The 25637-nt window shown below is 35.3% G+C and carries 44 protein-coding genes, 1 tRNA gene and 1 other RNA gene; 40 read left to right on the top strand and 6 right to left on the bottom strand.

The features are described from left to right. Positions 1–467 precede the first annotated feature (467 nt). The 3 genes from DNK47_RS02055 to DNK47_RS02045 all read left to right on the top strand — a co-directional run bounded on the left by DNK47_RS02055 (position 468) and on the right by DNK47_RS02045 (position 2620). The gene (locus tag DNK47_RS02055; RefSeq protein WP_112665489.1) at positions 468–1439 is read left to right on the top strand and encodes a hypothetical protein; all 972 of its coding nucleotides are present in this window, start codon (positions 468–470) and stop codon (positions 1437–1439) included. A gap of 131 nt (positions 1440–1570) precedes the next feature. Continuing rightward, complete coding sequence (locus tag DNK47_RS02050; protein WP_112665487.1) at positions 1571–1930, top strand: hypothetical protein; 360 nt, start codon at positions 1571–1573, stop codon at positions 1928–1930. Positions 1931–2068: 138 nt separating this feature from the next. Further along, entirely contained in the window at positions 2069–2620 is a 552-nt protein-coding gene (locus tag DNK47_RS02045) for a hypothetical protein (protein WP_112665485.1), read from the top strand. A 61-nt stretch (positions 2621–2681) separates the two neighbouring features. Here the strand turns inward: DNK47_RS02045 and rnpB are convergent. Then, positions 2682–3052, bottom strand: an RNA gene (rnpB, locus tag DNK47_RS02040) — RNase P RNA component class B. An 86-nt stretch (positions 3053–3138) separates the two neighbouring features. On the opposite strand from rnpB, the gene rplJ reads away from it, so the two are divergent. Together rplJ and rplL are read left to right on the top strand one after the other, a co-directional pair. Continuing rightward, positions 3139–3615: a 50S ribosomal protein L10 gene (gene rplJ, locus DNK47_RS02035; RefSeq protein ID WP_112665483.1), complete on the top strand. Its 477-nt coding sequence runs from the start codon at positions 3139–3141 to the stop codon at positions 3613–3615. A gap of 54 nt (positions 3616–3669) precedes the next feature. Beyond that, on the top strand, positions 3670–4083 hold the full coding sequence (gene rplL / locus DNK47_RS02030; protein ID WP_112665481.1) for a 50S ribosomal protein L7/L12: 414 nt from the start codon (positions 3670–3672) through the stop codon (positions 4081–4083). A gap of 44 nt (positions 4084–4127) precedes the next feature. On the opposite strand, the gene DNK47_RS02025 is transcribed toward rplL, so the two are convergent. Further along, positions 4128–4201: transfer RNA gene (locus DNK47_RS02025), tRNA-Thr, on the bottom strand. Positions 4202–4242: 41 nt separating this feature from the next. Here DNK47_RS02025 and rpsJ point away from each other — a divergent pair. From rpsJ to DNK47_RS01850, 34 genes are all read left to right on the top strand, one after another. Further along, positions 4243–4554, top strand: coding sequence for a 30S ribosomal protein S10 (gene rpsJ / locus DNK47_RS02020; protein WP_112665479.1), 312 nt, complete (start codon positions 4243–4245; stop codon positions 4552–4554). An 11-nt stretch (positions 4555–4565) separates the two neighbouring features. Next, on the top strand, positions 4566–5264 hold the full coding sequence (rplC, locus tag DNK47_RS02015; RefSeq protein ID WP_112665477.1) for a 50S ribosomal protein L3: 699 nt from the start codon (positions 4566–4568) through the stop codon (positions 5262–5264). 5 nt (positions 5265–5269) lie between these two features. Next, positions 5270–5953, top strand: coding sequence for a 50S ribosomal protein L4 (gene rplD, locus DNK47_RS02010; protein ID WP_112665475.1), 684 nt, complete (start codon positions 5270–5272; stop codon positions 5951–5953). Beyond that, complete coding sequence (gene rplW, locus DNK47_RS02005) at positions 5944–6486, top strand: 50S ribosomal protein L23 (protein WP_112665473.1); 543 nt, start codon at positions 5944–5946, stop codon at positions 6484–6486. Before rplD ends, rplW begins: the two co-directional genes overlap by 10 nt. 22 nt (positions 6487–6508) lie before the next feature. After that, positions 6509–6952, top strand: a complete 444-nt coding sequence (locus DNK47_RS02000; RefSeq protein WP_112665471.1) for a hypothetical protein — start codon at positions 6509–6511, stop codon at positions 6950–6952. A 12-nt stretch (positions 6953–6964) separates the two neighbouring features. Further along, positions 6965–7816 (top strand): 50S ribosomal protein L2, encoded by an 852-nt coding sequence (rplB, locus tag DNK47_RS01995; protein ID WP_112665469.1) that lies wholly within the window; start codon positions 6965–6967, stop codon positions 7814–7816. Continuing rightward, positions 7816–8094 carry a 30S ribosomal protein S19 gene (rpsS, locus tag DNK47_RS01990; RefSeq protein ID WP_112665467.1) on the top strand — a complete coding sequence of 93 codons (279 nt, stop codon included), beginning with the start codon at positions 7816–7818 and terminating at the stop codon, positions 8092–8094. The genes rplB and rpsS overlap by 1 nt, the downstream gene beginning before the upstream one ends. Before the next feature lie 8 nt (positions 8095–8102). Next, complete coding sequence (locus tag DNK47_RS01985; RefSeq protein WP_099197249.1) at positions 8103–8561, top strand: uL22m family ribosomal protein; 459 nt, start codon at positions 8103–8105, stop codon at positions 8559–8561. Positions 8562–8563: 2 nt separating this feature from the next. Continuing rightward, positions 8564–9298: a 30S ribosomal protein S3 gene (gene rpsC / locus DNK47_RS01980; protein WP_112665465.1), complete on the top strand. Its 735-nt coding sequence runs from the start codon at positions 8564–8566 to the stop codon at positions 9296–9298. A gap of 6 nt (positions 9299–9304) precedes the next feature. After that, complete coding sequence (locus DNK47_RS01975) at positions 9305–9529, top strand: hypothetical protein (protein ID WP_112665463.1); 225 nt, start codon at positions 9305–9307, stop codon at positions 9527–9529. A 13-nt stretch (positions 9530–9542) separates the two neighbouring features. Continuing rightward, positions 9543–9956, top strand: coding sequence for a 50S ribosomal protein L16 (gene rplP, locus DNK47_RS01970; RefSeq protein ID WP_112665461.1), 414 nt, complete (start codon positions 9543–9545; stop codon positions 9954–9956). Beyond that, entirely contained in the window at positions 9956–10222 is a 267-nt protein-coding gene (gene rpmC, locus DNK47_RS01965; protein ID WP_112665459.1) for a 50S ribosomal protein L29, read from the top strand. The genes rplP and rpmC overlap by 1 nt, the downstream gene beginning before the upstream one ends. Next, positions 10222–10488 (top strand): small ribosomal subunit protein uS17, encoded by a 267-nt coding sequence (locus DNK47_RS01960; RefSeq protein WP_112665457.1) that lies wholly within the window; start codon positions 10222–10224, stop codon positions 10486–10488. The genes rpmC and DNK47_RS01960 overlap by 1 nt, the downstream gene beginning before the upstream one ends. 2 nt (positions 10489–10490) lie before the next feature. Beyond that, positions 10491–10859, top strand: coding sequence for a 50S ribosomal protein L14 (rplN, locus tag DNK47_RS01955; protein WP_099197226.1), 369 nt, complete (start codon positions 10491–10493; stop codon positions 10857–10859). After that, entirely contained in the window at positions 10859–11155 is a 297-nt protein-coding gene (rplX, locus tag DNK47_RS01950) for a 50S ribosomal protein L24 (protein ID WP_112665455.1), read from the top strand. Before rplN ends, rplX begins: the two co-directional genes overlap by 1 nt. A gap of 2 nt (positions 11156–11157) precedes the next feature. Continuing rightward, entirely contained in the window at positions 11158–11712 is a 555-nt protein-coding gene (gene rplE / locus DNK47_RS01945) for a 50S ribosomal protein L5 (RefSeq protein ID WP_112665453.1), read from the top strand. Further along, positions 11712–11897 (top strand): type Z 30S ribosomal protein S14, encoded by a 186-nt coding sequence (locus DNK47_RS01940; RefSeq protein ID WP_112665451.1) that lies wholly within the window; start codon positions 11712–11714, stop codon positions 11895–11897. The genes rplE and DNK47_RS01940 overlap by 1 nt, the downstream gene beginning before the upstream one ends. Continuing rightward, positions 11891–12283, top strand: coding sequence for a 30S ribosomal protein S8 (locus tag DNK47_RS01935; RefSeq protein WP_112665449.1), 393 nt, complete (start codon positions 11891–11893; stop codon positions 12281–12283). Before DNK47_RS01940 ends, DNK47_RS01935 begins: the two co-directional genes overlap by 7 nt. 9 nt (positions 12284–12292) lie before the next feature. Beyond that, positions 12293–12847 carry a 50S ribosomal protein L6 gene (gene rplF / locus DNK47_RS01930; protein ID WP_112665447.1) on the top strand — a complete coding sequence of 185 codons (555 nt, stop codon included), beginning with the start codon at positions 12293–12295 and terminating at the stop codon, positions 12845–12847. 8 nt (positions 12848–12855) lie between these two features. Beyond that, positions 12856–13212 carry a 50S ribosomal protein L18 gene (locus DNK47_RS03470; RefSeq protein ID WP_181454153.1) on the top strand — a complete coding sequence of 119 codons (357 nt, stop codon included), beginning with the start codon at positions 12856–12858 and terminating at the stop codon, positions 13210–13212. Next, positions 13212–13886, top strand: coding sequence for a 30S ribosomal protein S5 (gene rpsE / locus DNK47_RS01915; protein WP_112665443.1), 675 nt, complete (start codon positions 13212–13214; stop codon positions 13884–13886). The genes DNK47_RS03470 and rpsE overlap by 1 nt, the downstream gene beginning before the upstream one ends. 3 nt (positions 13887–13889) lie before the next feature. Then, positions 13890–14360: a 50S ribosomal protein L15 gene (gene rplO, locus DNK47_RS01910; protein ID WP_112665441.1), complete on the top strand. Its 471-nt coding sequence runs from the start codon at positions 13890–13892 to the stop codon at positions 14358–14360. 35 nt (positions 14361–14395) lie between these two features. Further along, positions 14396–15856 (top strand): preprotein translocase subunit SecY, encoded by a 1461-nt coding sequence (secY, locus tag DNK47_RS01905; protein WP_258393908.1) that lies wholly within the window; start codon positions 14396–14398, stop codon positions 15854–15856. Positions 15857–15879: 23 nt separating this feature from the next. Beyond that, positions 15880–16557, top strand: a complete 678-nt coding sequence (locus DNK47_RS01900; RefSeq protein WP_112665439.1) for a nucleoside monophosphate kinase — start codon at positions 15880–15882, stop codon at positions 16555–16557. After that, positions 16557–17447 carry a M24 family metallopeptidase gene (locus tag DNK47_RS01895; RefSeq protein WP_112665437.1) on the top strand — a complete coding sequence of 297 codons (891 nt, stop codon included), beginning with the start codon at positions 16557–16559 and terminating at the stop codon, positions 17445–17447. The genes DNK47_RS01900 and DNK47_RS01895 overlap by 1 nt, the downstream gene beginning before the upstream one ends. 1 nt (position 17448) lies before the next feature. Continuing rightward, positions 17449–17697, top strand: a complete 249-nt coding sequence (locus DNK47_RS01890; protein WP_099197296.1) for a translation initiation factor IF-1 — start codon at positions 17449–17451, stop codon at positions 17695–17697. 4 nt (positions 17698–17701) lie between these two features. Continuing rightward, a complete protein-coding gene (rpmJ, locus tag DNK47_RS01885; RefSeq protein ID WP_014849863.1) occupies positions 17702–17815 on the top strand; it encodes a 50S ribosomal protein L36 in 114 nt (37 codons plus the stop codon). Between the two features lie 37 nt (positions 17816–17852). Beyond that, entirely contained in the window at positions 17853–18338 is a 486-nt protein-coding gene (rpsM, locus tag DNK47_RS01880; protein ID WP_110555192.1) for a 30S ribosomal protein S13, read from the top strand. 9 nt (positions 18339–18347) lie between these two features. After that, positions 18348–18737: a 30S ribosomal protein S11 gene (rpsK, locus tag DNK47_RS01875; RefSeq protein WP_112665435.1), complete on the top strand. Its 390-nt coding sequence runs from the start codon at positions 18348–18350 to the stop codon at positions 18735–18737. Between the two features lie 13 nt (positions 18738–18750). Further along, positions 18751–19773 carry a DNA-directed RNA polymerase subunit alpha gene (gene rpoA, locus DNK47_RS01870; RefSeq protein ID WP_112665433.1) on the top strand — a complete coding sequence of 341 codons (1023 nt, stop codon included), beginning with the start codon at positions 18751–18753 and terminating at the stop codon, positions 19771–19773. 20 nt (positions 19774–19793) lie between these two features. After that, positions 19794–20393 (top strand): hypothetical protein, encoded by a 600-nt coding sequence (locus DNK47_RS01865; protein WP_112665431.1) that lies wholly within the window; start codon positions 19794–19796, stop codon positions 20391–20393. A 35-nt stretch (positions 20394–20428) separates the two neighbouring features. Continuing rightward, positions 20429–21070, top strand: coding sequence for a hypothetical protein (locus DNK47_RS01860; protein WP_112665429.1), 642 nt, complete (start codon positions 20429–20431; stop codon positions 21068–21070). A gap of 16 nt (positions 21071–21086) precedes the next feature. After that, the gene (locus DNK47_RS01855; protein ID WP_112665427.1) at positions 21087–21737 is read left to right on the top strand and encodes a hypothetical protein; all 651 of its coding nucleotides are present in this window, start codon (positions 21087–21089) and stop codon (positions 21735–21737) included. A 78-nt stretch (positions 21738–21815) separates the two neighbouring features. Beyond that, positions 21816–22409 carry a hypothetical protein gene (locus tag DNK47_RS01850; RefSeq protein ID WP_112665425.1) on the top strand — a complete coding sequence of 198 codons (594 nt, stop codon included), beginning with the start codon at positions 21816–21818 and terminating at the stop codon, positions 22407–22409. A 4-nt stretch (positions 22410–22413) separates the two neighbouring features. Here DNK47_RS01850 and DNK47_RS01845 read toward each other — a convergent pair whose 3' ends face one another. Then, complete coding sequence (locus DNK47_RS01845; protein WP_146737517.1) at positions 22414–22995, bottom strand: hypothetical protein; 582 nt, start codon at positions 22993–22995, stop codon at positions 22414–22416. Between the two features lie 207 nt (positions 22996–23202). Between DNK47_RS01845 and DNK47_RS01840 the strand changes: the two genes are divergently transcribed. Further along, on the top strand, positions 23203–23889 hold the full coding sequence (locus DNK47_RS01840; protein ID WP_112665421.1) for a hypothetical protein: 687 nt from the start codon (positions 23203–23205) through the stop codon (positions 23887–23889). A gap of 50 nt (positions 23890–23939) precedes the next feature. On the opposite strand, the gene DNK47_RS01835 is transcribed toward DNK47_RS01840, so the two are convergent. From DNK47_RS01835 to DNK47_RS01825, 3 genes are all read right to left on the bottom strand, one after another. After that, a complete protein-coding gene (locus DNK47_RS01835) occupies positions 23940–24482 on the bottom strand; it encodes a hypothetical protein (protein WP_112665419.1) in 543 nt (180 codons plus the stop codon). 106 nt (positions 24483–24588) lie between these two features. After that, a complete protein-coding gene (locus DNK47_RS01830; protein WP_112665417.1) occupies positions 24589–25167 on the bottom strand; it encodes a hypothetical protein in 579 nt (192 codons plus the stop codon). Between the two features lie 52 nt (positions 25168–25219). Continuing rightward, positions 25220–25486, bottom strand: a complete 267-nt coding sequence (locus tag DNK47_RS01825; protein ID WP_112665415.1) for a hypothetical protein — start codon at positions 25484–25486, stop codon at positions 25220–25222. Between the last annotated feature and the right edge of the window lie 151 nt (positions 25487–25637).

Genomic DNA, 25637 nt, shown 5'->3' with positions numbered 1-25637 from the left:
TAACTGGCTTCCCACTAGAATCGTAGCTTTGTTCCTTTAAATAGAGATCTTTATTTTACCTTGCTGTTTGGTTCTCTCCAACATCACTCTTAAAGGCTAAAGATACATTGATACGGGATTTGGATCCGCTGCAATAGAGAGATGGGAACCCTGTTACCCATCTGGTCCATGTTTTAGCTACCTTCGGATCGCCACAGCCGATCCGAAGCGCAAAGGTGATAGGGAGACCTATGCCCGAACTAACGAAACCAAGGGTACCTAGCTTAGCTAATAAAGACATCTATTTTCTATTTATTACTTAATTCTTTTTGAATAGTTGAATTTGGATTAATTAATAGCGGTTTCAGGCTAATTTATAGCCCGTTTTTGGGAATTTTTCCAAGAAATTTTATTTTCAAATTTCTGTACTCTCTTCATCTGATAAAATAAATTAAATAGATATTGTTTTTAGAAAAAGACCTTAAATAATGAATCTACAAAACATCAAAAAAAGTATTCAATGAGTCATCAAAAAAATCAAGCAAATCAAAATAGGATTTCATTTTGAATTAAAAATCCAAAAAATAAAGAAGCAAATTTTCTTCCCCACATTCCACATTAGCGGATCCAAATCCCGTATCAATGTATCTTTAGCCTTTAAGAGTGATGTGAAAGAAAATGCTCCTAGTGATGGTGCGAAGGATGATCTCTATTTAAAGGGACAAGGCTACGACTCTAGTGGGAAGCCAGTTAATTTGGATGAGACATTTAGGTTGGAAGATGATTTAAGACAGACTCAGGGACAGATTCAACATAGATGACAACTAACTGTTTTTGAGTCAGGAGGGATACGTATCGGTGAAATAAGCTCTGGTCATGGAGCTGCCTATGGTGAGGACAATATTATGTGTAATAAAAGAAATGTATTTGAGTCGACTAGAAAAAGGGGCAGTAAGAGAGATCAGTGAAATGGGGATGTTACTAAAGTGAAATTTGAACTAGATAAGTGTAGTAATGCGGGAGGTAGAAGAGAATGTGATATAGAAATCGCGGATACAAATTGTTTTAAAAATAAAAATTTTTACACCCTTAGAATCAAGCCTGAAAAAACAACGAAAGATCTCTATTTAAAAGGCCGAGGCTACGACTATAGCGGGAAAGCAGTTAATTTTGATGAAAAGATTATTGGAGATGGTCATGCGAGAAGAGAAGGTGAGCATCGTTGACAGCTAAAAAGATTCCAGTCTGGTACAACTCAACTTGGTGAACTAAGTGGTGCTGATGGAGGGAATTATGGCGATGATTCCATTAATTGCAATAGAAAAGATGTCTTTGAGATTACAGAACCTAATATGGGGAGCACAGAGGATTGAGAAAAACCTGTTACTGATATTCCTTACTATTTGGTCGACACTGATAAAGCGATTAGACGAGAAATTTTTGAAATGAAAGGAATATAAAAAATTATCTTTACCGTTCGCCAGCCTTTAAGAGTGATGTTGGAGAAAAACCAACAGAAGGGGAAAATAAGGATCTCTATTTAAAAGGCCAAGACTATTACTCTGGTAAGACAATTAATTTTGATGAGACAATGCAACTTCAGGATTATAGAGGTGGAAGGGCGGGAGGAACCGAGCACATTTGACAACTAACTGTTTACAAGTCTGGAACTACTAAGTTTGGTAGTACTGGTCGAGGGGAGGGGGAAAACTATGCTGATGACGACATTAGGTGTAATGAAAAACCATTTGAGGTTACAAAATGAACTTATGGAACTGGGAATAGTGAACATGATTCATGAGAAAAACCTGTTACTGACGTTAAATTCAAACTAGACAATTGTAAACGAATAGGAGGAAGAAAGACTTGTGATATAAAAATCGCGGATTCAGTTGGCTTAAAATGGGGAACCAAGGTTAAACCAAAAGCAATTTTCTGCGCTTCGCACTAAAAACCTTAATTTTTTGCATTTTTTTGTCATTTCTTTTTCCCACCACTAAAGGGTTTAGTTATTTATATATAGGAAAATTTGCTCTTAATTTTTTACCCACAAGAACTCAAAAATAAAGACACTTTGCTTTCTTAACTAATGTCTTTTCTAATAAAAACTTTGCAAGGGTTTTCCGGATTAGGTGTTATTTCTATTATTCCCCTATCTTTAGCAAGTGATAAAAAAGAACAACCAATACGTATATTTCGTACTGGGGGGGGAACTCAAAACCAAAACATTAAGAAGTTATTAGAAGAAAAAGGAGAAACTGGTTATGATGGATGTGTTGCTTTAGGGGGATTGAGAGCTAATGCTGTTTTATTTGTTTGCGCTAAGACTGAAACTCCAAACAAACCTGTCTTTTATCACTATGATTGATCTCTAAGAAACAGCGATACTAAAGAAAGACTAAATAAAGTCAAGAGCTTAACTCACAAGTATTCTTATAGTGCCCAAATGCAACTTGATAATGGAACAAGCAAAAACTTACTTACTCCACCTCATTGACTAAGTAAATGAGGAAGTGATAAAGAATTTCTCCCAGATCAACATTGTGAGATCTCTAAACCACAAGGAGCTGGAAACTATAAGTTAATTTGTAAAGTTCCAGATAATGGATCACAGCCCCCTGCTTGAGAACAAGATCTTTAATTCAAATAAATAGTTAGGATACTTTAGATTTACCCTAAAGCCTTAAAAGAATTCTGAATAGAACAATAAGCCATGTTCTGTCAAAGTAGGTAATTAATCTAATCAAATAATTGATTCCTAAGCATTGTTCATTTCCTTTGCTTAAGTTCCCTCACCAATAATTTAGGTTTCTTGCTTGCGGGGTTTGCCTCGTTTCACACTCTATATTTCTATAGAGCTCGTCTCTGTGGCACTTTACAAAGAATTACTCATGTAAGCTGTAAAGCTTATTTAGAAAGGTTCTCCGCCATCAACTAGTCAGACTAGCCGTTGAGTTTTATCTTTTATATACTCACACAATCACTATAGTCATCTCAGACTATGCAAGCATGGACTTTCCTCTTACTCAACTAAACTACAATAAGATAGTTAGTTGAGAAGCTACCTACAGTTCTACTCAAATATCTATATAAGGGTTAGAATAAACCCTTAGTATCCTATTTATATTTAAGTCAGATACTTTAAGTCTTTAAAGAAATATGAGAAAGTATCACTCTATTAAGGCTGAACAAGTATCTCAACTCTCAAAGAAACTAAAAGAGTCTAACTCTTTTGTAAGTCTCAACTATAGTGCTTTAGGAGTTAAGTCTGCTCATTGATTAAGAAAGGAAGTTAAGAAACATGGAGGAGAGATCAAATTTGTTTCTAATAATGTACTAAGAAGAGCTCTTAGTACCATTATTGATTCTCCTATAGAACTAAGTGGTCAAAACTTAGTACTAATAGTTAATTCAGAGAAGATTGCCTCTCTAAAACTATTTGGTGATTTAGTTAAGAAATATAAGTTGCTTAAGTTAGGAGTTGTTTACTGTGATAACCATTTATTAACTGAGAAACAAAAGGAATATCTTCCTTCTTGATCTGAGAAAGAAGATGCCTATGCTAAGCTATCATACTTGCTAGTTACTCCTATTCTTTCTTTGTTATTTCTACTAAAGAGAATCTCTGAGAAATAGAGATTCATTAAACTTAATCTTTAGTATTAAGACTTTAATTCTAATTAGCTTGTTATGTCAGAAGAACAAAAGACCAATTTAACTGAAAAGACTCAAAACTTAATAGATCAAATTAAAGAATTTAGTGTACTAGAACTAAACGAATTAATTAGAGGATTAGAAAGCGAGTTTAAAGTTAGTGTGGCTAATTTCTCTTCAGGACCTGCTTCCTCTAAATCTAGTGATGAATCCGCAGAAGACAAAGCAGATGTAAATAAAGATCTTTGGTTAACTACTGTAGGAGGAAACAAGATAGGAGTTATTAAATTAGTTAGAGAATTAACTGCTTTAGGATTAATGGAAGCTAAGAAGATAGTTGACAGTGCCCCTGCATTAGTGAAAGCAGATATTCCTGCCTCACAATTTGATGAACTTAAGTCTAAATTTGAAGGGGTTGGAGCTTCTGTTGAATTTAAGTTACCGTCCTAGCTTCTTTTAGCTAGACTAGGTAGGGAGATCTTTTAAAGATAATGTGGTGCCGAATAAGTGAATCGAACACTTCTCAGCTCATTACCATTGAGCCGTTTTACCACTAAACTAATCCGGCTTAGGTACCAATTTCAATAATATCTCTTTGTTGAGTTTTTTATGTCTACTACTTTGAAAATTAAGCTAGTTTCTTTTGATTACAGACTATTAGATCAGTGAGTAAAGAAAATAGTGGCACTTGCATTAAAACACAACTCTACCATAAAGGGTCCTATTCCTCTCCCTACTAAAACCAAGCTATACACAGTATTAAAGTCTCCACACGTTAATAAACCTTCTATGGAACACTTTCAAAAGAAGGAACACAGAAGACTTATTTTGATCTCTCAATATGATAGTCAGTTGTTTTCTGAATTCCAAAGAACAAGCTTACCAGCTTCTTTGGACTTAAGACTATCTCTAGTTAATTAGTTGAGTAGACAATGTATAGAGAAGTCATTTGCCAAAAAATTGGAATGAGTAGTATTTTCAATGAATCCGGCACCAGTTTACCTGTAACTTTCTTAAAACCAGTAGCTTTACAAGTTTTAGAGGTAAAGACAAAAGATAAGTTTGGATACAACTCTTTAGTAGTGGGAGTGGGAGAAGAATGTCCATCCAGAAAATTAATTAAACCTGTACAAGGTCAATTCAATAAGAACTCTTTACCTTTAAGAAGAAAGATAACAGAACTTAAATGAGATGGAGAAAAAGAATATAAAGTAGGAGAGCTTGTTGAGTTTCACAGTCTTTTTCAAGAAGGAGAAAAGATTAAGGTACAGGGAATTACTAGAGGAATGGGTTTTACTGGTGCCATTAAAAGATGGAACTTTGCAACTAGCCCAAAAACCCATGGATCTGGTTATCCCCATAGATTCCAAGGATCTCTAGAAACAGGTAGAGGGGGAAGATCTCCTCAAAAGGTTTGAAAGGGAAAGAAGATGTCTGGACATATGGGACATGAAACTTGTACTATCAGAAACTTAAAGATTCTCTATATTGATACAGATAAATCTCTTATTGCTATTAAAGGTTCTATTCCAGGAAGAAAGAAGTCTTTAGTTAGAGTTAGATCTTTACATAAGGCAAAACCTTTAGTTCCTGAAAAACTATTAGTTAAAAATTCTACTAAAGAAAGCTAGAGCTTATGATGAGAGAACCTTCAATTGAGATATACCTTCTCGATGGAACAATAGAACAATCTGTATCTATTTCAGATATATCACCAGAATGAGAAGCAGAATTCTATTATCCTGATGCCATCTTCCAAACAGTTGTTAGTGAAGCTCAATCCAGTAGACTAGCAAGACCACACACTAAAACCAAGGGAGAAGTTTCTGGTGGAGGGAAGAAACCTTATAGACAAAAACATACTGGTAGAGCAAGACAAGGGTCTAGAAGAAACCCACAATTCGTAGGAGGAGGTACTACTTTTGGACCAAGAAATAATGTAAACCACCATAAGAAAGTAAATAAGAGAGTTAAAGCATTAGCTGTTAGATCTTGTTGAACAGATGCTTTGCTTAATAGTAAGGTAATAGCTATTTCAGAAAAGAAACTAGAAAGCCATCCAGAAAATAAAACAAAGATTGTTTATTCTTTCTTTACTTCAGTAAGTGCCTCTAGACAAATGGAAAAGTCAAAGAACTTACTGTTATTAGTCAAAGATAAAACAGAGCAATTAGTATTAGGGGCCAGAAATATTGATAATTTGGTGGTTTCAAGAATATCTGCTTTATCAATAAGACAGTTAATGAAGGCAGATTTAATTGCTTTTAGTAGTAATGGCTTTCAATCGTTTAAGGATGATTATCTTTCCAAATGGAATTAATAGAAGTAATTAAAGAACCTTACTTCAATAAGAAGAGTGCCTCTCCCTCTACTAATAAATTTGTCCTAACTTTCTTAGTGGACAAGAATGCTAATAAGGTAATGATTAAGAAAGCTTTTCACTCTTTCTTTGGAGTTAGAGCATTAGCTGTTAACACTTTGATAAAGCATCCTAAGAGGGCAAGAGTTACTCAAAAGAGTAGAAAAAATTTCACTAAAGCAAAAAAGATAGCTTATGTGTCTTTATTAAGAGAAGACTTTTTAGCACTTAAGAGGGCATTAGAAGGGGACTCCGAGCTAATAGAAAAAGAACTAGAAGCTATGAAGGCCGAAGAAACTAAGGTTGTCGAACCAGCAGAACCATTAGCACTTGAAGTTAAAGAAGCGGAAGCTGAGGAAATAAAGGTAGAAGAGCAACCGAAGAAGAAGCCGAAATCAAAAGCCAAAAAAGATAGTGAAACAATAAAGGCAGATACTATTGAAGAATTATCAGAAGAAAAAGTTAAGGAGGATTCCGAAGGCTCGAAAGAATAGCCCCTTAAACTAACCTAATAAGATGCTTAAGCAGATACTTTCTTCATTCTTGATTGGAGGTTCTGTAGTTATGGGACCTTATGCCTTAGCCACTCAGATTCCAACTTCACAAGTTAAGAAAGCTAAGGGTGAAGGAGTTGGCTTTGGAGAAAGATGTTTATTTGATGAAGAAATTTGTGCCTTAATGAAAGAAACTAAGTTTGAAGAAGATAAGGAAACAGAAAACAGTGATGACACTATAGAGAATGGAGAAAGTAACTCACAAAATCTCGATACCAGAATAAAAAAAAGAGTTAATAAAGAATGAAAGAATTTCCTAAAAAAACAAGATAATGACTACTGTGGGTTTGGTTTCCTAGAACCCCATCCAAGTCAAAGATCACAAAAACAAAAAGATATAAATGTCAATAATCTTGAGAAGTGTTGAAAATTTTTAACTGAAGACAAAGGAAAGAAGAAGAAATAACAATAACTTCTTATGCCTATTAAACAAACAATACCTAGAAGCTCTGGAAAAAGAGTTATCCTAACCATTGACTACAACAAATGTTTAACTCCCCACTATAAACCACACAAACCTCTTTTAACCCCATTAAAAAAACATGGAGGAAGAAACAATACGGGAAAGATTACTGTAAGACACAGAGGGGGAGAAAATAAGAGAAAGTACAGAATAATAGACCTTAAGAGAGATAAGTTAGACATACTAGGAAGAATAGCTACTGTTGAGTATGATCCCAACAGAACTTGCTTTATCTCACTAGTACACTATGTAGATGGAGAGAAAAGATATATACTAGCTCCAGAAGGTATTAAAGAAGGAGATAGAGTGTTATCTAGTAACAATAGAACTAGCTTAAAGATAGGAGACTGTATGCCTATTGGTATTATTCCAGAAGGTATGATGGTTCACAATGTAGAGTTAAAGCCAGGAGAAGGAGGGAAGATGGTTAGGTCTGCAGGAGCACAAGCTCAAATACTAGGAAAAGATCTAACTGGTAAATATACCATTATTAAGTTACCTTCTAAGGAAATAAGAAAGGTATTAAATGAAGCTAAAGCAACCCTTGGACAGCTTTCTGCAGTAGACCATAACTTAGTTAGATTAGGAAAGGCAGGAACTAATAGAAAGTTAGGAGTAAGACCAACTGTTAGAGGTGTAGCAATGAACCCCAATGATCACATACACGGAGGTGGAGAGGGAAGATGTTCTATTGGTAGAGATGCCCCTAGAACTCCTTGAGGGAAGAGACACTTAGGTGTTAAGACAAGATCACATAAGAGATACTCTAATAGATTTATTGTTCAATCTAGAAATGCTAAGAAATAATGGGTAGAAGTTCTAAGAAAGGATTATATGTCTCTCCTAGCTTGTTAAAGAAAGCTATGAAGATGCAACAACAGGAAAAAAAGAAGGCAATTAAGACTTGATCCAGAAATAGTGCTATCTATCCTGAGTTTCTTTCTTTAACTTTTTTAGTTCATAACGGTAGAGCCTTTGTACCTGTTCAATGTAATGAGTACATGTTGGGACATAAGTTAGGAGAGTTTGCGCCCACTAGAGTCTTTAAACAACACACCTTAGCTAAAACAGGTAAGAAGAAATAGAGGGTGTTATGCAACAACAAGTTAGGGTTAAACATAGAAATCTTAGAATTTCCCCCTCTAAGGCTGTACATGTTTGCAAACTAATTCAGAGAAAGCCCCTTTCAGAGGCCTACAAGATACTTCATTCAATAGACAAGAGAAAGATTGTTAAGATGCTCTTTAAGTTATTGTTAGAGGCATCAGCTAATGCAGTTAATAATTATGCTATGAGCGGGGATAGTCTTAAGGTAGAAGAATGCACAGCAACTAAAGGAGCTAAACTAAAGAGAAGTTTCTATAGAGCGAAGGGAAGAACAGATTTAAGAGCTCATAGATTGACTAATCTTTCTGTAACCTTAGTAGAGGAGACCAAAGATAAAGTATCAAGAAAAGACAAATCATCTTTATCTAAGGTAGAAGAGGGGGCAGAGCTAAGTACTAAAAAGATAGAAGAATATATTCAAGAAGAAGAAAAAACAGGAGTATAGATATGGGTCAAAAGTGTAATCCAAACTCAGTAAGACTAGGTTTCAATAAGAACTGAAACTCTAGATGAAATGCACCGGACAAAAAGAGTGCAGCTCGATGAATACTAGAAGATGAAAAGATTAGAAAGCTAATTGAGAAAGAATGTAAAGACGGAGTATTAGCACAAGTAGAGATCGATAGATTTGTAGACTTACAAGGAGTTTGAACTATAAGAGTTACAGCTCATCTAATAGAAATAGGGCTATATAACTTACCAGAAGAAAAGGAGAGACTAGAGAGATTACTTAAAAAACTAACTTATAGGAAGAGAGAGAATTGAGAAATTGAGTTAATTTTCCTAGAACTAAAGAATCCAGGAGTTAGTTCTATTGTTATAGCTAATGAAGTAGTAGAACAACTAGAAGATAGAGCTCCTATTAGACTAGCTATGAAGAGAACTATCAAGAAAGCTATGTACTCGGGAGCTAGGGGAATAAGAATAAAGATCTCTGGAAGAATAAATGGAGCTGATATGGCTAGATCAGAGAGTTGTACAGAAGGAGAAATCCCCTGTTCCACTCTAAGAGCCAATATAGAGTATTCCTATAAGATAGCTAGAACTACCTATGGAGTACTAGGAGTAAAGGTTTGAATTAATAGAGGACTACACTTTGGTAATTACTTTGCACCTATGCCAGACAAGGTTAGAGTGTATAGAGATGAGACTGGTAGATACTTAATTGCTCAAGGTAACTAGGTAAGAATGGTTAGTTTTGAGGATGACTACCAAGAGATCAAAAAGGGAGATAAGGAACATTTTCAGTTAAGAAGAGCAATAAGAGATAGATTGGAAGAGTATGGTTGAAGCTTTACTTTAGAAGAGGTGGGGGAGATGATGGAAGGAAAGAGATTCTGGCCTCCTGGAACTACGGAACATGTCGACACCTTATTTAATGAGATAAATTCAGGGAAATTTAAACTAACTTAGTGTTGTTGAGACTATGCACCCAAAAAAGACTAAGTGGAGAAAGCCTCATAAGGTAAGCTTTGAGGGCAAAGCTAAAGGAAATAGATATCTTTCTTTTGGTTCAGCTGGATTAAGAGCCCTAGAGGGGGCCTGAATAACAGAGAGGCAACTGGAAGCGGCAAGAATAGCTATCTCTAAGAGGCTTGGAAAGACAGGTAAGATGTGAATTAGAGTCTTTCCTCATCTTTCATTGACTAAGAAGCCATTAGAGGTTCGTATGGGCTCAGGTAAAGGGGCACCAGATCACTACGTAGCTACAGTAAAGATTGGAACCATCTTGTTTGAAGTTGAAGGTTTAGATAGAGAAACAGTTTCCAATACCTTTTATAAAGCTGGGGCCAAACTTCCAATAAAAACAGAAGTGATTTTTAAAGAATTAGCGAAATAATGCTTACAGAGTTAAGAGCTTTAGAAACTGAAAAACTAAAGGAGATGTTGTTTAAGCTGAAGATTAAGTTAGTTGAATATAGATTTCAACTCTCTCAAGGAGCACTTAAAAACACTAGTCTAATAAGAATAACTAGGAGAACAATTGCCCAACTATTGACTATTCTTACTGAGAGAAAAGAAAAATTTAGTAATAAAGACTTAGCACACTTTATTGCACTAGAAGAAGCAAAGGAGAAAGGTAAAAAAGGAAAAGCAAGCAAATAATGGAACAAAAGAGAAAAGTTAAGGGAAAGATCTTAGTTGGTCAAGTAGTTGCCATTAGACCTAAGACAGCAGTAGTTAGAGTGAGAAGACTCTATAGAATACCTAAGTACGGTACCTTAAAAATTAAGTACAGAAAGATGCACGTACACGATGAAAATAACACCGCACAACTAGGAGATACAGTGAGCATAGTTAGTTCCAGAGCTTATTCAGCTTTAAAGAGATGATTACTGTTGTCAGATGCCGAAGCCAAGATGGTTGAGTAGTAATGATTCAGGCTTTATCCAGACTTAATGTAGCTGATAACACTGGGGCTAAAGAAGTGGGTGTTATTAAGGTTTATGGGGGAAGTAGAAGAAGATATGCAGAAATAGGAGATGTAGTCTTAGTCTCTGTTAAGAAACTTTCTACTTTCTCAGGAGTTAAAAAGGGAGATATGTTTAAAGCTTTAATAGTGAGAACTAAATCTAAATTAAGAAGAAAGTCAGGAGCTACTATTTGCTTTGATGAGAATGCTTGTGTATTGTTAAAGAATGATGGATCTCTACTAGGTTCTAGGGTATTTGGTCCTTTAACTAGAGAGCTAAAAGAGAAGGGATATAACAAATTAGTTTCAATTGCTGAGTTTGTACTCTAATGAATAGGTTAAGAAAAGGGGATCAAGTAAGAGTCACTAGAGGCTCTTTAAAGGGCAAAGAAGGAAAGATTAAAGCAATACTTTTGGATAAAGACAGAGCTTTAGTAGAAGGAGTAGGTAAGTACAAAAGATATCAAAAAGGAAGAGGGGTGATTGAAAGAGAGAGAGCTATTCATATCTCTAACCTATCACTAATAACTACTGATAAGAAGAAAGAAGTTTATAAAGTCTCTTTTGTTGTTAAAGATGGAAAGAAAGAAAGAATGCCAAGAGATACTAAGAAAGATAAGAGTTAGTAATGAATAACTTTAGTTGGACTCTTAAAGAAAAATACAACAAAGAAATAGTGGCTAATTTAATGAGAAAGTTTGAGTTTAGTTCTCCAATGCAAGTCCCTAGACTTCAAAAAATAGTTATTAATGTAGGTTGTGGAGATGGAGCTAAGGAAAAACAATTTATTGAATCTTCAGCCAAGGAGCTAGAGTTGATTACTGCTCAAAAACCTTTAATTACCTTTTCAAAAGCTTCTATTGCAGAGTTCAAATTAAGAGAAGGACAACCAATAGGACTTAAGTTAACTCTTAGAAATGATCGGATGTGATCCTTCATTGAGAAACTGTTTAAGGTAGCCCTTCCTAGATCCAGAGACTTTAAGGGAATTAAGTTAAAGTCTGTAGACCATCAAGGAAATCTAAATATAGGTATCAAAGAACAGATAATATTTACCGAATTAAACTATGATAAGGTCAAGAAGTTGAGGGGAATGAACATTAGCTTAGTGTGTTCTTCTAATAATAGAGAAGCCTCTATTGCTTTATTCACTGAATTAGGTTGTCCATTCGCTAAGAACTAATGGCTAGAAAAGCATTAATACTTAAACAACAAAGAGTTCCTAAGTTCAGTACAAGAGCCTATACTAGATGTGGAAGATGTGGAAGAGCTAGAGCGGTATTTAGAGACTATATGCTTTGCAGATTATGTTTTAGAGAACTTGCTAGCTGAGGTTATATCCCTGGAGTTATGAAGGCCTCATGGTAACTGATTTAGTAGCTAACGGACTTAACCAACTAAAACTAGGGGCTAAAGCGAAGAAGAAAGAAGTTAGTTTTTGATCTTCTAAGTTACTAGAGGAAATACTTAGAGTAATAGAGCAAGAAGGCTATATTAGAGGATTTGTAACCAAAATAGAAAACAATAAGAGAAGAAGTACTGTATTTCTAAAGTACAAGGGAGGAGTTTCTTCTTTTGCTGGATTGAAGAAGATTACAGTACCTAGTAGAGTAGTTAGCTCTTCACATAAGAAATTGCCTATTCTTATGTCTGGTCTTGGTACCGTCATACTCACTACCTCAAAAGGAGTTATGGGAGAAAAAGAGGCTAGAGAAAAAGGACTAGGAGGAATAATCTTAGCCTACATTTGATAGTCAGGGAAAATGTCTCGAGTAGGAAATAGAAAGTTGGACCTTCCCCCTGAGGTTAAGTTGGAGTTTACTGACAACTCTTTAGTATTTTCAAAGGGAGATAAGGTTAGAACCATTAATTACGACCCAATGGTTGTAAAGGTAAAGTTAGAAAATTCTATATTGTCCTTTGAAAGGGCTAATAGCTCTAAGTTTTCTAATATGATGCAAGGTACTTTAAACTCTCTTTCTCAAGGGGCGATTATTGGACTAGTTAAAGGTTTTGAAAAGAAATTAATTATTGATGGAGCTGGATATAAAGCAACTAAGAAAGATAAAACTCTAGTATTAGCTTTAGGGTACTCTAAAGAAATCAGTCTAAAGATTCCTGAAGATATTGAGATGGAATTAAGTTCTAGTGGAAAAGACCTAACTTTAAAGTCTCATAATAAAGAGGTTTTGGGTGAGTTTGCAGCTTTAATTAAAAAGCAAAGACCTGTAGAACCTTACAAATTAAAGGGAATTAGAATAGAAGGAGATATAGTTATCAGAAAAGCTGGTAAGAGCGCTGAAAAATCTAAGAAGTAAAGCCCACAATTTCTAGAGATAGTCTTTCAGAATTACAAAAGAGACGGGCTCGTAGGGCCAAGAGAGTCTCTTCTAGATCAAAAGAGGGAAGAAAACACATTCTTAGGGTTAAGAAAACCAATCTTCATCTATATTTATTAGTTAGAGATTGAGCTAGCGGTAGGATGTTATTCTCTTGTTCATCTCTGCAATTAGGCATTAAGAAAGGAGGAGAAGATAATCTTCTTAAGGTAACAGATTCTCTATTAGAGAGACTTAAAGAGGAAAAGATTTACTCTTTGAGTTTAGACAGAGGGTATCACTCTTATACTGGTACTTTAGCTAAAGTTAGAGAGAGACTTATAGAAGGAGGAATAGAGATCTAATGAGTTACCCAATAGATGAAAAGCCAGTAGGCTTTTATTATGAATACAAGAAGTTTAGTAAGTTTACAGGACCTAAACCTACTGGGACAGATGATCAAGGCAAAAAGAAAGATGACAAGAAATACAACACCTTTGCCAATGAATTTGAAGAAAAATTAATTAAGGTAAAGAGAGTTTCTAAGACTACTAGAGGGGGGAGACAAAGCAGAGTTTGAGTATTGGTTGCTGCAGGAAATAAGAGAGGTAAGGTTGGTTTTGCCATTGGAAAGTCTAGGGAATACTCAGTTGCTTTTAATAAGGCAGCTAAGAAAGCGATTAAGACTGCTGTACAGGTCCCAATGAATAGCAAAGGCACTATCTATCATGAGTTTTTGGGAAAACACAACGCCTCTAAGGTTCTCTTAAAACCCGCAAAAGAAGGTACTGGAATAATTGCCGGCGGTTCTATTAAAAAACTATTATTGTTGGCCGGCTATAAAGACTTATACTCCAAGAATCTAGGAGCTAACAACCCCATCAATATGTTGAGAGCAACCTTTAATGCTTTGTTATCTCAAAGATCACCTAGAATGGTTGCAAAATTAAGAGATAAGACTTTTGAACAGCTATTTAGATTACCTCCAAAAACTCTTGAAGAGCTTACAGAAGGAGAAGATGAAATACTAGCTCAATAGACAATGGAACTTTCTAATCTCTTTTACACCCCAGGCTCTAGAGGACAAAGAAGAAAGAGAGTAGGAAGAGGTTTTGGAAGTGGAATAGGAGGGAGATCTACTAGAGGTACTAAAGGACAAAATGCAAGAAAATCTGGTACCGTTAGATTAGGTTTTGAAGGAGGTCAAATGCCTCTCTTTAGAAAGATAGGAAAGTATGGTTTCAATCACAGAGCTTTCAAAGAAGAGATAAAAACAATCTCTCTTAAAAGATTTGAGTTTTTTCCTGAAGTAAAAGAGTTTGATTTTGTTCAGATGAGAAAGTTAAGACTACTTAAAGCTAGAGACAAGAAGATAAAGATTATTGGAAATGAGTGTTCATTACAGGGAATTAAGATCTCTGCACATGTTTTTTCTAAGGGAGTTATTGAGTGAGCTAAGCAAAGTAAGAGTACTTTAATTACCTTAAAACCAAATACTTTAGTAGAGTGTTAGTCTTTTTCTCTATTAATTAGAGAGACTCTTTAGGGATGGGGATCGCCCCTTCCTCTTCCTTTTTCTCAAAGAATAGGGGAACTATTATTTCTTTACTGGCTACCTGTGCTATTCTTTTCCTCTTCCAAGTAGGCTCTCATATAACGGCACCACTAATAAACCCAAGAAGACCAGAATCTTTCTCTGGACTAGCTCAATTGCTTAATTTGTTCGGGGGAGGAGGGTTTAAGAGAGCAAGTATCTTTTCTGTAGGGATCTCTCCCTATATTACCGCTCAGATCATTATTCAGATAATGTCTAATGACTTAGTAAAGAAATTAACTGAGTTAAGAAAGGCTGGAGAATTAGGAAGAGCAAAGATAGAGCTCTACACCAGACTCTTAACTCTTCCTTTTGCAGTTATTACCTCTATAGGTACTCTTTATCTGCTTAATAATGAGGGGGTTAGCTTTATGCACTTGTGAGAACCTGAGAAGGTGGACCCAAACCTAAAGAAAACAGACACATCTGCTCAAAATGTTGCTGGAGCTACATTTGTTACCTTCGGGAACTTACACATGTTCCAGAGGGTATTAATGGTTTTGATTTTTGTTTCAGGGACTTATATCTCTTTGTTCTTTTCAGACTTAATTTCTAAGAAGGGACTAGGTAATGGGATCTCTCTTTTGATTGTTTCAGGAATTATCTCTGCAATTCCTGAAAACTTTTATGCTTCTTATAACTACTTAGCTACATTAGAAGGAGGGTCTGGAAGTGTTAGGCCTTTAGTCAATATCTTTAAGTTCATTATCTATCTTTTTTTCTATGTGATGGTGATTGCCTTAATGGTTTTCATTACTGGTTCCGTCCGAAAGATACCTATTCAGCAAACAGGAGCGGGTTTAATTCTTGATAAGAGAAGATTGGGATATTTACCAATCAAGATTATGCCTGTAGGAATTATGCCTGTAGTCTTTGCGGGCTCTATGATGATCTTTCCTGTAGGGATAGCAGAGCTAACTAAATCTGCCTCCCCAGGATTTAACACATTTATTCAAGACTATATTTCCTTTAGTAGCCCTACAGGGTTAATGATTTACTTCCTATTAATTGTTTTGTTCTCTTTCTTGTATTGTCAGGTGCAACTTAATACAGATGAGATGTGTAGATCGTTTCAGAAGTCTTCACAGTTCATACCTGGAGTTATGATAGGACAAGAAACTCACAACTATCTAAGAATGGTACTAAATAAGATAAATTGACTTGGCGCCCCTTTTCTTGGGCTAGTAACAATCATGCCTAATTTATTGAATATCTGGACAGGAATGCCTTCACAAGTAGCTTTTGGTGGTACTGGGATACTCTTGTTAGTTTCTACAGCTTTGCATTTATATGAGGAACTAACTTCTACCAGAATTATTTCTAAGTACAAAGCAGAACAGGAACACGAATTAAGCTCTCTGAAAGCAAGACTTCATAGTAAAGAGAAACATCACTCTCCTTATTTACTTTGATAAATTTCAATAAGTTAAATTAAACAATGCCTAGGGAGATTCTCTTGGTAGTTTTTTTAGCCCCTCCTGGCTCAGGCAAGGGAACTCTCTCTGAACTATTACAGGAAAGAGATGGATGTCATATTTTGTGTGCTGGAAAGATCTTAAGAGCTTTGTTCGCGAAACAAGCAGAACAGGGAAAAGAGACAGACTCTTTGAAAGGTGTACATCAAGGACAGTATCTAGGAGATGAAATAGTTAATAGATATGTAGTTGAAGAGCTAGATAGAATTTGTGAAGAATCTAAAGAGGATAAGCTTTGTATCTCTGTAGACGGCTATCCAAGAACTATAGGACAGGCAGAAAAACTAATAGAATGGGCTAAGGGAAAGAAGATGTTTGTAGTGAAAATGGAAGGATTAAGTGTAGATCAAATCTGAGCTAGATTAAGTAACAGATATCTTTGCGAAGCAGAAGAACATATCTTTAATGCTTCTTTTGGATTACCAGAGAAACTTGTGTGTCCGAAAGATGGTTCGAAGTTAATAAGGAGAGAAGATGATGCATCTATTGAGTTGGTTAAGAAGAGATTACTACAACATGATTCTTTGACTTCTCCAGTTTGAGAATATTTTTGTTCTAAGGGACATCAGACTTTTGTGGTAGATAGCAGACTAAAGATAGAAGAAGTGTATCTCTCACTTAAGGAAAAGATCTCTTTGTAATGAAACTGGATTTAAGCGGAAGAAAAGTTAATACTAAGACAGAAGAAGAAATCAGAGTTATGAGAGTTGGAGGATTAATCTGACAAGCTATCAAAGATTACTTAACCGAGAATATAAAAGCAGGTATGGAATTGACTGAAGTTGAAGAGTTAGTCAAAGAACAATTTAAAAGATATGGAGTTCAAGAGTCTTTTAATAAATATCATGGCTTCCCATCAGTTGTTTGCTTGTCCTTGAATGATTGCGTGGTACATGGTCCTGCCAACAAAGGTGTGATAATACACGAAGGAGATAAGTTAACCGTTGATTTAGGGTTTTCAATACAAGGGCTGAATATAGATGGAGCATTCAATCTATTTTTTGATCCAGTCGGTAGAGCGGAAATAGATCCAGCATTCACTCAAAAACTAGAGAAAAAGATTTCTGAGTATAGATATCTACAACAACTAACAATGGCTTTGTTTTATGAGGCCATCAATGGCTTAAAGTCGGAACAATGAACAGGAGGAATTACAGAGAGAATGGAGACATTCTTTAATAAATACTTTCCTAAGAAATATAAATTCCTAGATAAGTTCACTGGACATGCTATTGGATATGAATTACATGAGTACCCAAGAATACATAATTTTGGAATGAAAGATGAAGAAGGAGAGTTACTTCCCCTTCACTCAACTATATGTATTGAACCTATGATTGTGGAACAAAAAGATGGCTCTTGACATGTAGGAGAGGATGAATTTGGCGTCTACATTAAAAACAAAGAAGGATTAACAATACACTATGAGCACACTATATTGATAGAAAAACATGGAGTTGAGGTCTTAACTGCAAGTATCTGGGAGATGCAAGAGATGAAGTCTGCATGAGAACTAGTAAAAAGAACTTAAGTTGACTGTAGAGGAAGAAAAGTTTTCTCTAGAGGGAAAGATAGTTAAGATGGTTACTGCCGAGAATGTAAAAGTAGAACTCTCCACTAATAAAAAAATAGTTGAATGTCATTTAGCTAAGAGACTAAAGAGATATAGTTCTTATTTCCTAGAAGGAGATAGGGTGATAGTTCAGATGAATCTTTATGACCTGAACAAGGGTAAGATAATAGAGAGAATTAAGAAAACACAACAACCAGTTAAAAAATAAAAAGATGAAGGTAAGAGCTTCAGTTAAAAAGATTTGCGAGCATTGTAAGGTTATTCGAAGAAAAAATAGAATAAGGGTAATCTGTAAGATAGCTAAACATAAGCAAAGACAAGGGTAAGTCTATTACTAAACTTAATAGGAGCATTTATTAGTTAGTGGCTAGAATATTAGGGGTTGTACTCCCAGATCAAAAAGAGTTATTTATTGCACTCACCAGAATATACGGAATAGGCATCACTACTGCTGAAAAGATTATTCAATACTGGAGTCTAAATAAGGTAGTTCCTGTATCTAAACTATCTGAGAAAGAAAGAAAACAATTTGAAGAAACTAAGAGAAAGAGAGTCTATAGCTTGACAGCAGAAGAGATAGCTTCTCTTTCTCAGTCAATACTTAAGTTACAGTCTTCAAGGGATGAAAGCTCTTCTGAGAGAATACTTAGGGAGAGACTCTTACTAGAAGGAGATCTAAGAAAGAAAGTAGGAGATGATATCACTAACTTAAAGGAGATAGCTTCTTATGTCGGGTTAAGACATAGAAGAAACTTGCCAGTTCATGGTCAACGAACAAAGACTAACAGTAGAACTAGAAAGGGACCTAGAAAGACTGTGGCTAATAAGAAAATAGAAGGAAAGAAATAGTAACTAGTTATGGCTGTTAAAAAAGATAAATCCAAACCTAAAAAGAAGAAATTACATATCTCTAGTGGTATTATGCATATTCATACAACAATTAATAACACTATTATTTCCTTTACAGATCTAGATGGGAATGTATTGTTGCAAGAGAGCGCAGGTACTATAGGATATAAGGGAACTAAGAAAGCAACACCTTATGTTGCTAATTTAGTGGCGTCTAAAATAGGTAAAGAGGCTAAGGAATTAGGAGTTAATACCTTAGCAATACACATAAAAGGTATTGGTAGGGGAAAAGAGATAGCTTTAAGATCTATTATTGGACTAGGGTTTGATATTTCAGAACTAGCAGATAAGACTCCTTTACCACATGGCGGATGCACTCCTAGCAAGAAACCTAGGTAGTTTTTTTAGTTAGATGAGTCTTTCTAAATTCAATTCTTTTCAGATAGAAACAGAAGTAGTTAGTTCTAGTGAGTGTTCCGCCACTGTAACTTTCTTTCCACTAGAAAGAGGGTTAGGAAATACTATTGGAAATACTCTTAGAAGAGTTCTATTAAGCTCAATACCTTCACCAGCTGTTTTCGCTATTAGACTAACTTCTCTTTCACATGAATTTTCTGCCATTAAGGGAGTTGCAGAAGATGCTACCCAATTAATAATTGCAATAAAGAAATTAGTATTAAGAGTTAATGAAGATGTCGTAAACTTTGAGGAGTTAAAGAGCTCTCCAATTGAAAAGTGGCCCTATCTAAAAGTTAGAAAGAATAAGGTTGGTCCTGTACTAGCTAAAGATATAGAGTGTTTCCCTGGAATTGAGGTAGTAAACCCAGAATTAAGACTTTGTGAGATTACTGAAGAAGGAACCGATTTTGAACTAGATTTATTCTGTACTGTAGATAGAGGATACAGAAGCTCTAATGAGAATAGGGAGCTCCTGAATACTCTTTCCTTAATTCCAATAGATACTCTATTTTCTCCAGTATTGTTGGTTGACTGAAAGGTAATGGAAGAAAAGACAACCAAATATGGATTAAGTGACAGGTTAAGACTTAGTGTCTCAACTAATGGATCTATCAAAGCTCTAGATGCAATCTGGTATTCCGCGAAGATATTGGTAAGTATGTTTGAGAGAGTAGCTCAGCAACCTACAAAGCTATTTAAGTTGGATGAAACAGATGGAAAATCAGTGAAACAAGTAGCTAGTGCAGAAGGAGGAACTACTACCTTTAAAACTAGTTCAATCGCTTCTTCTCCAATTGAAAGCTTAGAATTTTCCGCTAAGACCCTAACTATTCTTAAGAATGGCGGAATTAATACTATTTCAGAGTTAATTTCCTTTACTCCTGAGAGACTTGCCAAGGTAAAAGGTTTGGAAAAGAAATATATGAAGGAAGTTCAAGACAAGCTTAAGGAAGCTGGATTTCAACTGAAGAAGTAGGTCTTAATTAAGGAGGTTTTTTGGTCAATATCTTAAAGATACTAGGAATTATTGGAGTAGCTAGGGCAGGGATAGGTGGAGGCGTTGCTTATACTACTACTAGATCCTCTAATGAAACAAAAGGCTCTTATTGAAAGAAAGAATTAAGTGATATTGGGCCAATATTGAGCTGTCAAGAAGATAATGGTTTAACAAAGTATGAATTGTTATTAAATATAGATGGGGAGGGACATTTAACAGAGAGGTTTGATCCAAAGGTCTATAGGGTTTCAGGAGGAAAGAAAGAGTTAGTAAAAGATTTCTTTTATTTTTGACTTTGGTACAACAAACAAGGACAATTTGAGAAAGTAAGCATTCAAACAATTAGTGACGTGACGAGTTCTCAAGGCGGTTATGGCAAGGAGACAAAGTGTCAAGATGCAAAGATAGAGGTTAATAGAAAAAATTATGCATGAAAAGAGGATTTAGGACAAGTTCATATAGGAGTGAATAAGAATACTTGTGTACCTAAAGAAGGAGGAAATCAAAAGACATGTAACTTGGAATTCTTGTCGGGAGGATATTTTAAGTGAAAGAGTAATTATCAACCAAAGGTTACATACACTTGAGTTTCTAGTTAATTTTTAAGGAAAAAACGTAAAATACAAATTACAAAATGCTTGGGCTAGCAAGAGGTATTATTGGAGTTGTTTTGGTTGGTGCAGGGGGGGGCATTGTAGCTTATAGTTCATTAAGTTCTAAATCAAATCACTTTTTAAATTGAAAGAATAAAAAGCTTAATACAGAAGGACCAATACTTACTTGCGGAGATAACAAATATGATATCTATGAAATGCTTATAAAGGTATCAGAAGATGGAAAGAACAATATGGGATTGGGCTTAACTGTTGAATTTAAGGTTTTAAAGCGAGATGGAGATAGTAGTAAACAACCTAGCAAGATTTGAATTAGACAATGAGGAGCAAATGCAAAAGAAGGTTATGAATGAGGAGAGTGAATGATTACTTTTAATGATGGAAAAGAAGAACATATACGTTACAAAGACAAAGACTATGGTAATAAGTTTGGGGGATTCACAGTAGATTATGCAATTATAGGATGTAAGGATGCAAAGATAGAACTTAAGAAGTCAGGAAAAGGGGAAGAACAAATTAGAAATAGAGAGATTAAGTTTGGAATAGATGAAAAAAGTTGTAAGAAGGAAACTAATTCTGTAACTTGTGATCTAATATTCAACTCTGACAGTAAGTTGAAATGAAAAGAAGGATTTAAACCGACAATTACCTTCAATAACTAGTTAGTTGAATTAAATAGTGTTTGGACTTATAAAAGGTTTATTAACTGTCTCTTTAGGGGCGGGAGGAGTTGGTGCAGTGGTATATGGAGTAACTTCTACTAAGTCATCTTCTAATTACTGAGATCATTGGAAAAAGACAGTAACAACTTCTGATTCAGAAATACTACTTTGTGATGCTGTTTGAGATAAGTATGAAGGAATTATGAAAGTATCTAATGATGGAAAGAATGATATGGGATTAGGTTTAACAGTTGACTTCCAAGTTACTCAATGATTGGGAGCGGGAGGAAGAGAGACAGGAACAAAAAGGAATTGAACTAGAAAATGAGGAGATAATGCTAAAGGAAGTGATGATTGAGCATTCTGAAAAATTAGTTTTTCAGGCGACAAGAAAGTAGAAGATCTATGGTATTGAGAAACTAATACAACAGGAGGGGGTTATACAACAGACCAAAAAGTAAGCAAGTGTCAGGGCTCAAAAATAAGACTAAGAGAATCTGCAAAAGTTGATGAAGTTGCAAATAAAAATATTAGGTTTGATATCAATAAAGATAGTTGTCAAGAGAATTCTGACTCAGTAACTTGTGATATAGTATTTGCTTCCGGAAGTAGTGTAGAGTGAGTAGATGGCTTTAAGCCAAAGATTACATATACAAGACCTTCTTAGATAAAATGAATAGTTCAAGTAACTTTTTAGGAAAGGATTATCAAGAGATTTATGTAATGGTTTTGGTAGTCTAAAGATATGTTTTTATCTAAGTTATTAATCGGAGGAGTTTTATTTGTTGGATGTGGAATACCTGTTACCTATGAGTTGCTAAAAGGTAATGGAAATGAGCCCAAAGAACTCGTATTAAAGAAAGTAGATGAAGTAACTAGACCAATACTGAGTTGTAAGGGTAAAAATTCTCATATTGAGCTCTCTTTATCTTATAAGAAAGGGGAAGGTGATAAGGATGAATTGTATTTAAGAGGATTTAATAGAAGAAATAATACTCCTATTAATTTAGAGGAAACGATTGGACGAAATAAGAAATGAAGATTGACAATTTTTGGAACTGGAACTACTCAAATAGGAATGTTAGATGGTCGAATGGACGGAAGCTATGAAGATGAAAACATTGAATGTAATCAAGATGTTTTTGAGGTTATAAAGTGAACTTACCCAAATGGAGACAAAAGACTTCAATCTTGAGAAGAACCTATTACTAAGATTCAACTAACTCTAGATAATTGCAAGATGGAGCAAGATAAAAAAGAATGTGATATCAAGATCTCTGAAGAGGCCGGTTTAGCTTGAAAGCCTAATTTCAAATCTAAAGTAACTTTTTTAACTTAGAGTCTTAGAAAACTAGGGAGTAATAAGGTAAACACATTTGATTAAGTTGTTTGTTTTTAATCTTTAGGTCAGATCCTGTAGTTAGTTTTAAGTCACAAGTAACAGTCTTTCCATCACCGTCAAAGTTACATTTCTTAAGAGAGATCTCTACGCTTATACTTTCATCTCCATCACTAACTAATGTTGTATTACTTCTCATTGTCATACTAGTAGTTCAAACAAATCCACCACTCGGATCCCTCTCTAACCCTTCTACTTGACTCTCTTCTAGACCACATCAAAAGTTCACTGCATGTCGACTCCGATCTGCCCCTCTATCGTTTGGATCCATCAAACTAATATGTAACCCCTTGTTATTTTCGATCTTGTAAGCCGTTAAGAATGCATCCTCTTCTCCCGTAGTAAACTTGTTTATCGCACCTCAATCCCCCCCAGCCTTAAGTTCCAACTCACCATCAACATTAACTTCTCCATCGCTCATTAACTCATTCAACTTTTCCCCTTCCAAATCCCCACTCCACTTCAAGGTGTAATCATCACCACTAGACGCTACACTATTGGCACCTTGTCTGCATTTAAGACTCACTTCAAGGTTTCCTACTTTTTCAACTTTCCACAAATGAGAAGGGATGGGATTTGCAATCTTCTTTTTTCCGCCGATCTATAGAGTTTGTTAGGGAATTATCTCTTTTAGGGTTGGAGAAGGCGGAAATATCTAAAAAATTATTAGGTACAACAAATCAAGATTCAGTTTTTATTCTTTCTAAAATAGGCTAAAAGAGACTAAGCTATTATGTCTATACTTTTAGGGGCTATGGGAGGTATTATTTCCTTAACTGCTATTGTTACAGGAGTTTCTGTAACAGTAGCTAATGCAGTGAAATCTTCCGGAGCTACACAATCACAAATAGAAGAAAAGTTTGAAGCCATTGAATCTAAGGAATGTAAGGTTTTCTTCACTGATAAGAATGAAAAACACATGATTGTTTCTTGTTCAACACCCGAGACTTGATACTTCTTTGATAGTAAAAAGAATTCTTTAGAAACTATTCAAGGGATAACTACCAAGAATAGAAAAGAGACACAATTAGGCTTTTATATTGAACAATGAAAAGATAAGTCTTGACAAGTATTTAAGAACTTTGATCAAAGGTATTACAAAGGAAGTAATGTAACAGGTGATTTGTTTCAAATAGATTACAAGTTTGGAACAAAAGACTTTCCTTATGCAAAATACATTCAGAGTTATAACTGTGATACACCTATTGGGACTAGAATGTTATCCCAAAGTGACTTTAAATGCAATAACTCTGATATTTACATTCCAACCTCAGAATTTAAAAAGACACGTAAACAAGAAAATGATGAAAGTCTATTTAATAAGACATTTAGTTTAAATGGTGAAAGGAAATGCTTTGCTAAAGACAAAAACAACAAATGAAGAAAGATTAACTGTGATACTCCCGTAACCAGAAATTAAAAAACATTTAGTCTAGATACAAGAACTAAGCCTTTTAATCTCAGTTTCTATTAATCTTTTAGGTCAGATCCTGTAGTTAGTTTTAAGTCACAAGTAGCAACTGTTCCACTCTCGCCATATTTACAGGACTTAAGAGAGATTGAGAAGCTTATTGGTTTCATACCAGAATTCATTAATTGTCTGTTACCTAAAGGCAACATTTCACTAGTAAAAACATCTTTCCCATCATGCCATCACCCCTGACTAACAGGTTTGATTCCACTGTTGTTACATACAAAGTTCTTCTTGATGTTTCCCGTCCCACTACCACCTCCCACTCCAAGCTTATTCCCTTTTAATTCAATTTTTAGATTAGATTCTTGTTCTCCAGTTGTGACTTTCAGTTGCACATTTTCATCACTATCTTGAAATTCCTGTATAGCTTGCCAATCATTTTCGGTCTTAAATTCAACATCAGCACCTACAGAAACATTCTGACTTTGCAGTAATTCCTTGGACTTATTCCCTCCTAGCTCTAACGTCAATCTCAATAAATAAGCAGCACCAGTAGCCCCCTTTCCACTATCAACACTACACTTGAGTTCTAAGCTCAACTCACCTACTTTTTCAACTTTCCACAAATGAGAAGGAAGAGGAACTAGTGAATTTAAGAAAAAATGGAGCTGTAAAAAAAAATAAAAAATTCCTTTTCTGAAGTATCTAATGTGTTAATAAAGATAAAAATATTTCATTGATTTTTAAGTCACAAGTAGCAACTGTTCCACCATCTTCAGACTTACAAGACCTAAGAGCGACTGAGAAATTTGCGTCACGGAGTCCATCACTCATTAACTTGGTATTACCTAAAGAAGACACTGTACTAGTAAAAACATGCTTGTCATTGTGCCAATGATTCCCATAAACAGGTTTGATTCCGCTGTCGTTACACACAAAGGTTTTCATTTCTTGCCACTTTTCTACTCCTCCGCTATCCAGAGATTCCACCTTCGTTTCAAATACTACTTTTAACTGCCCCTGTTTTTGTCCCAATTGGATTTTCATTCTTGCTTCCAGTCACTCATCCCCTGTTAACTCTCGAATCTCGCCCCAATCACCCAAAGCCTTAAATTCGACTTCAGCACCCATAGAAACATTCCGACTCCGCACTAACTCTTTGGACTTATTCCCCTCTAGTTCTAACGTCAACTTCAACGAATAGTCATCTTGTGTTCCACTTCCCCCTTCAACTTGACACTTAGTCTCAAGGGTTATGGTCTCTACTTTTTCAACTTTCCACAATAAATGAAAAGGCTCTTAAGGAGATAATCTAGAGACTTTAATTTTCTCCGGCTTATCTTTCCATGCCCTTCAGCCTTAAGTCACAAGTAACAGTCTTTCCATCTCCGTTAAAGTTACATTTCTTTAGGGACGTTTTCACATTTCATTGCCCGTCACCAACACTCATTAAGGTCATGTTGCCCATTGAACTCATATTTCCAGTGAAAACAAATCTACCACCCGGATCTTTCTCTAACCTTTCTACTTGACTCCCTTCTAGACCACATCAAAAGTTCACTGCATGTCGACCCCGATCTTTCTCCCCATCTTCTGGATCCATCAAACTAATATGCAATCCTTTGTTGTTTTTGATCCTGGAAGCCGTTAAGAATGCATCTTTATCTCCGTCGGCGGGATTCGCGTATCAACCTTCCGATCATTTTCTTTTTTGGGTTCGGGCGATGATGCTTGTACCTTGATTGTTTCTTTAA

It is taken from the genome of Mycoplasma wenyonii (genome assembly GCF_003265155.1).
Classification (GTDB): domain Bacteria; phylum Bacillota_I; class Bacilli_A; order Mycoplasmatales; family Mycoplasmoidaceae; genus Eperythrozoon_A; species Eperythrozoon_A wenyonii_C.
This window is presented reverse-complemented; position numbering and strand designations above follow the sequence as displayed.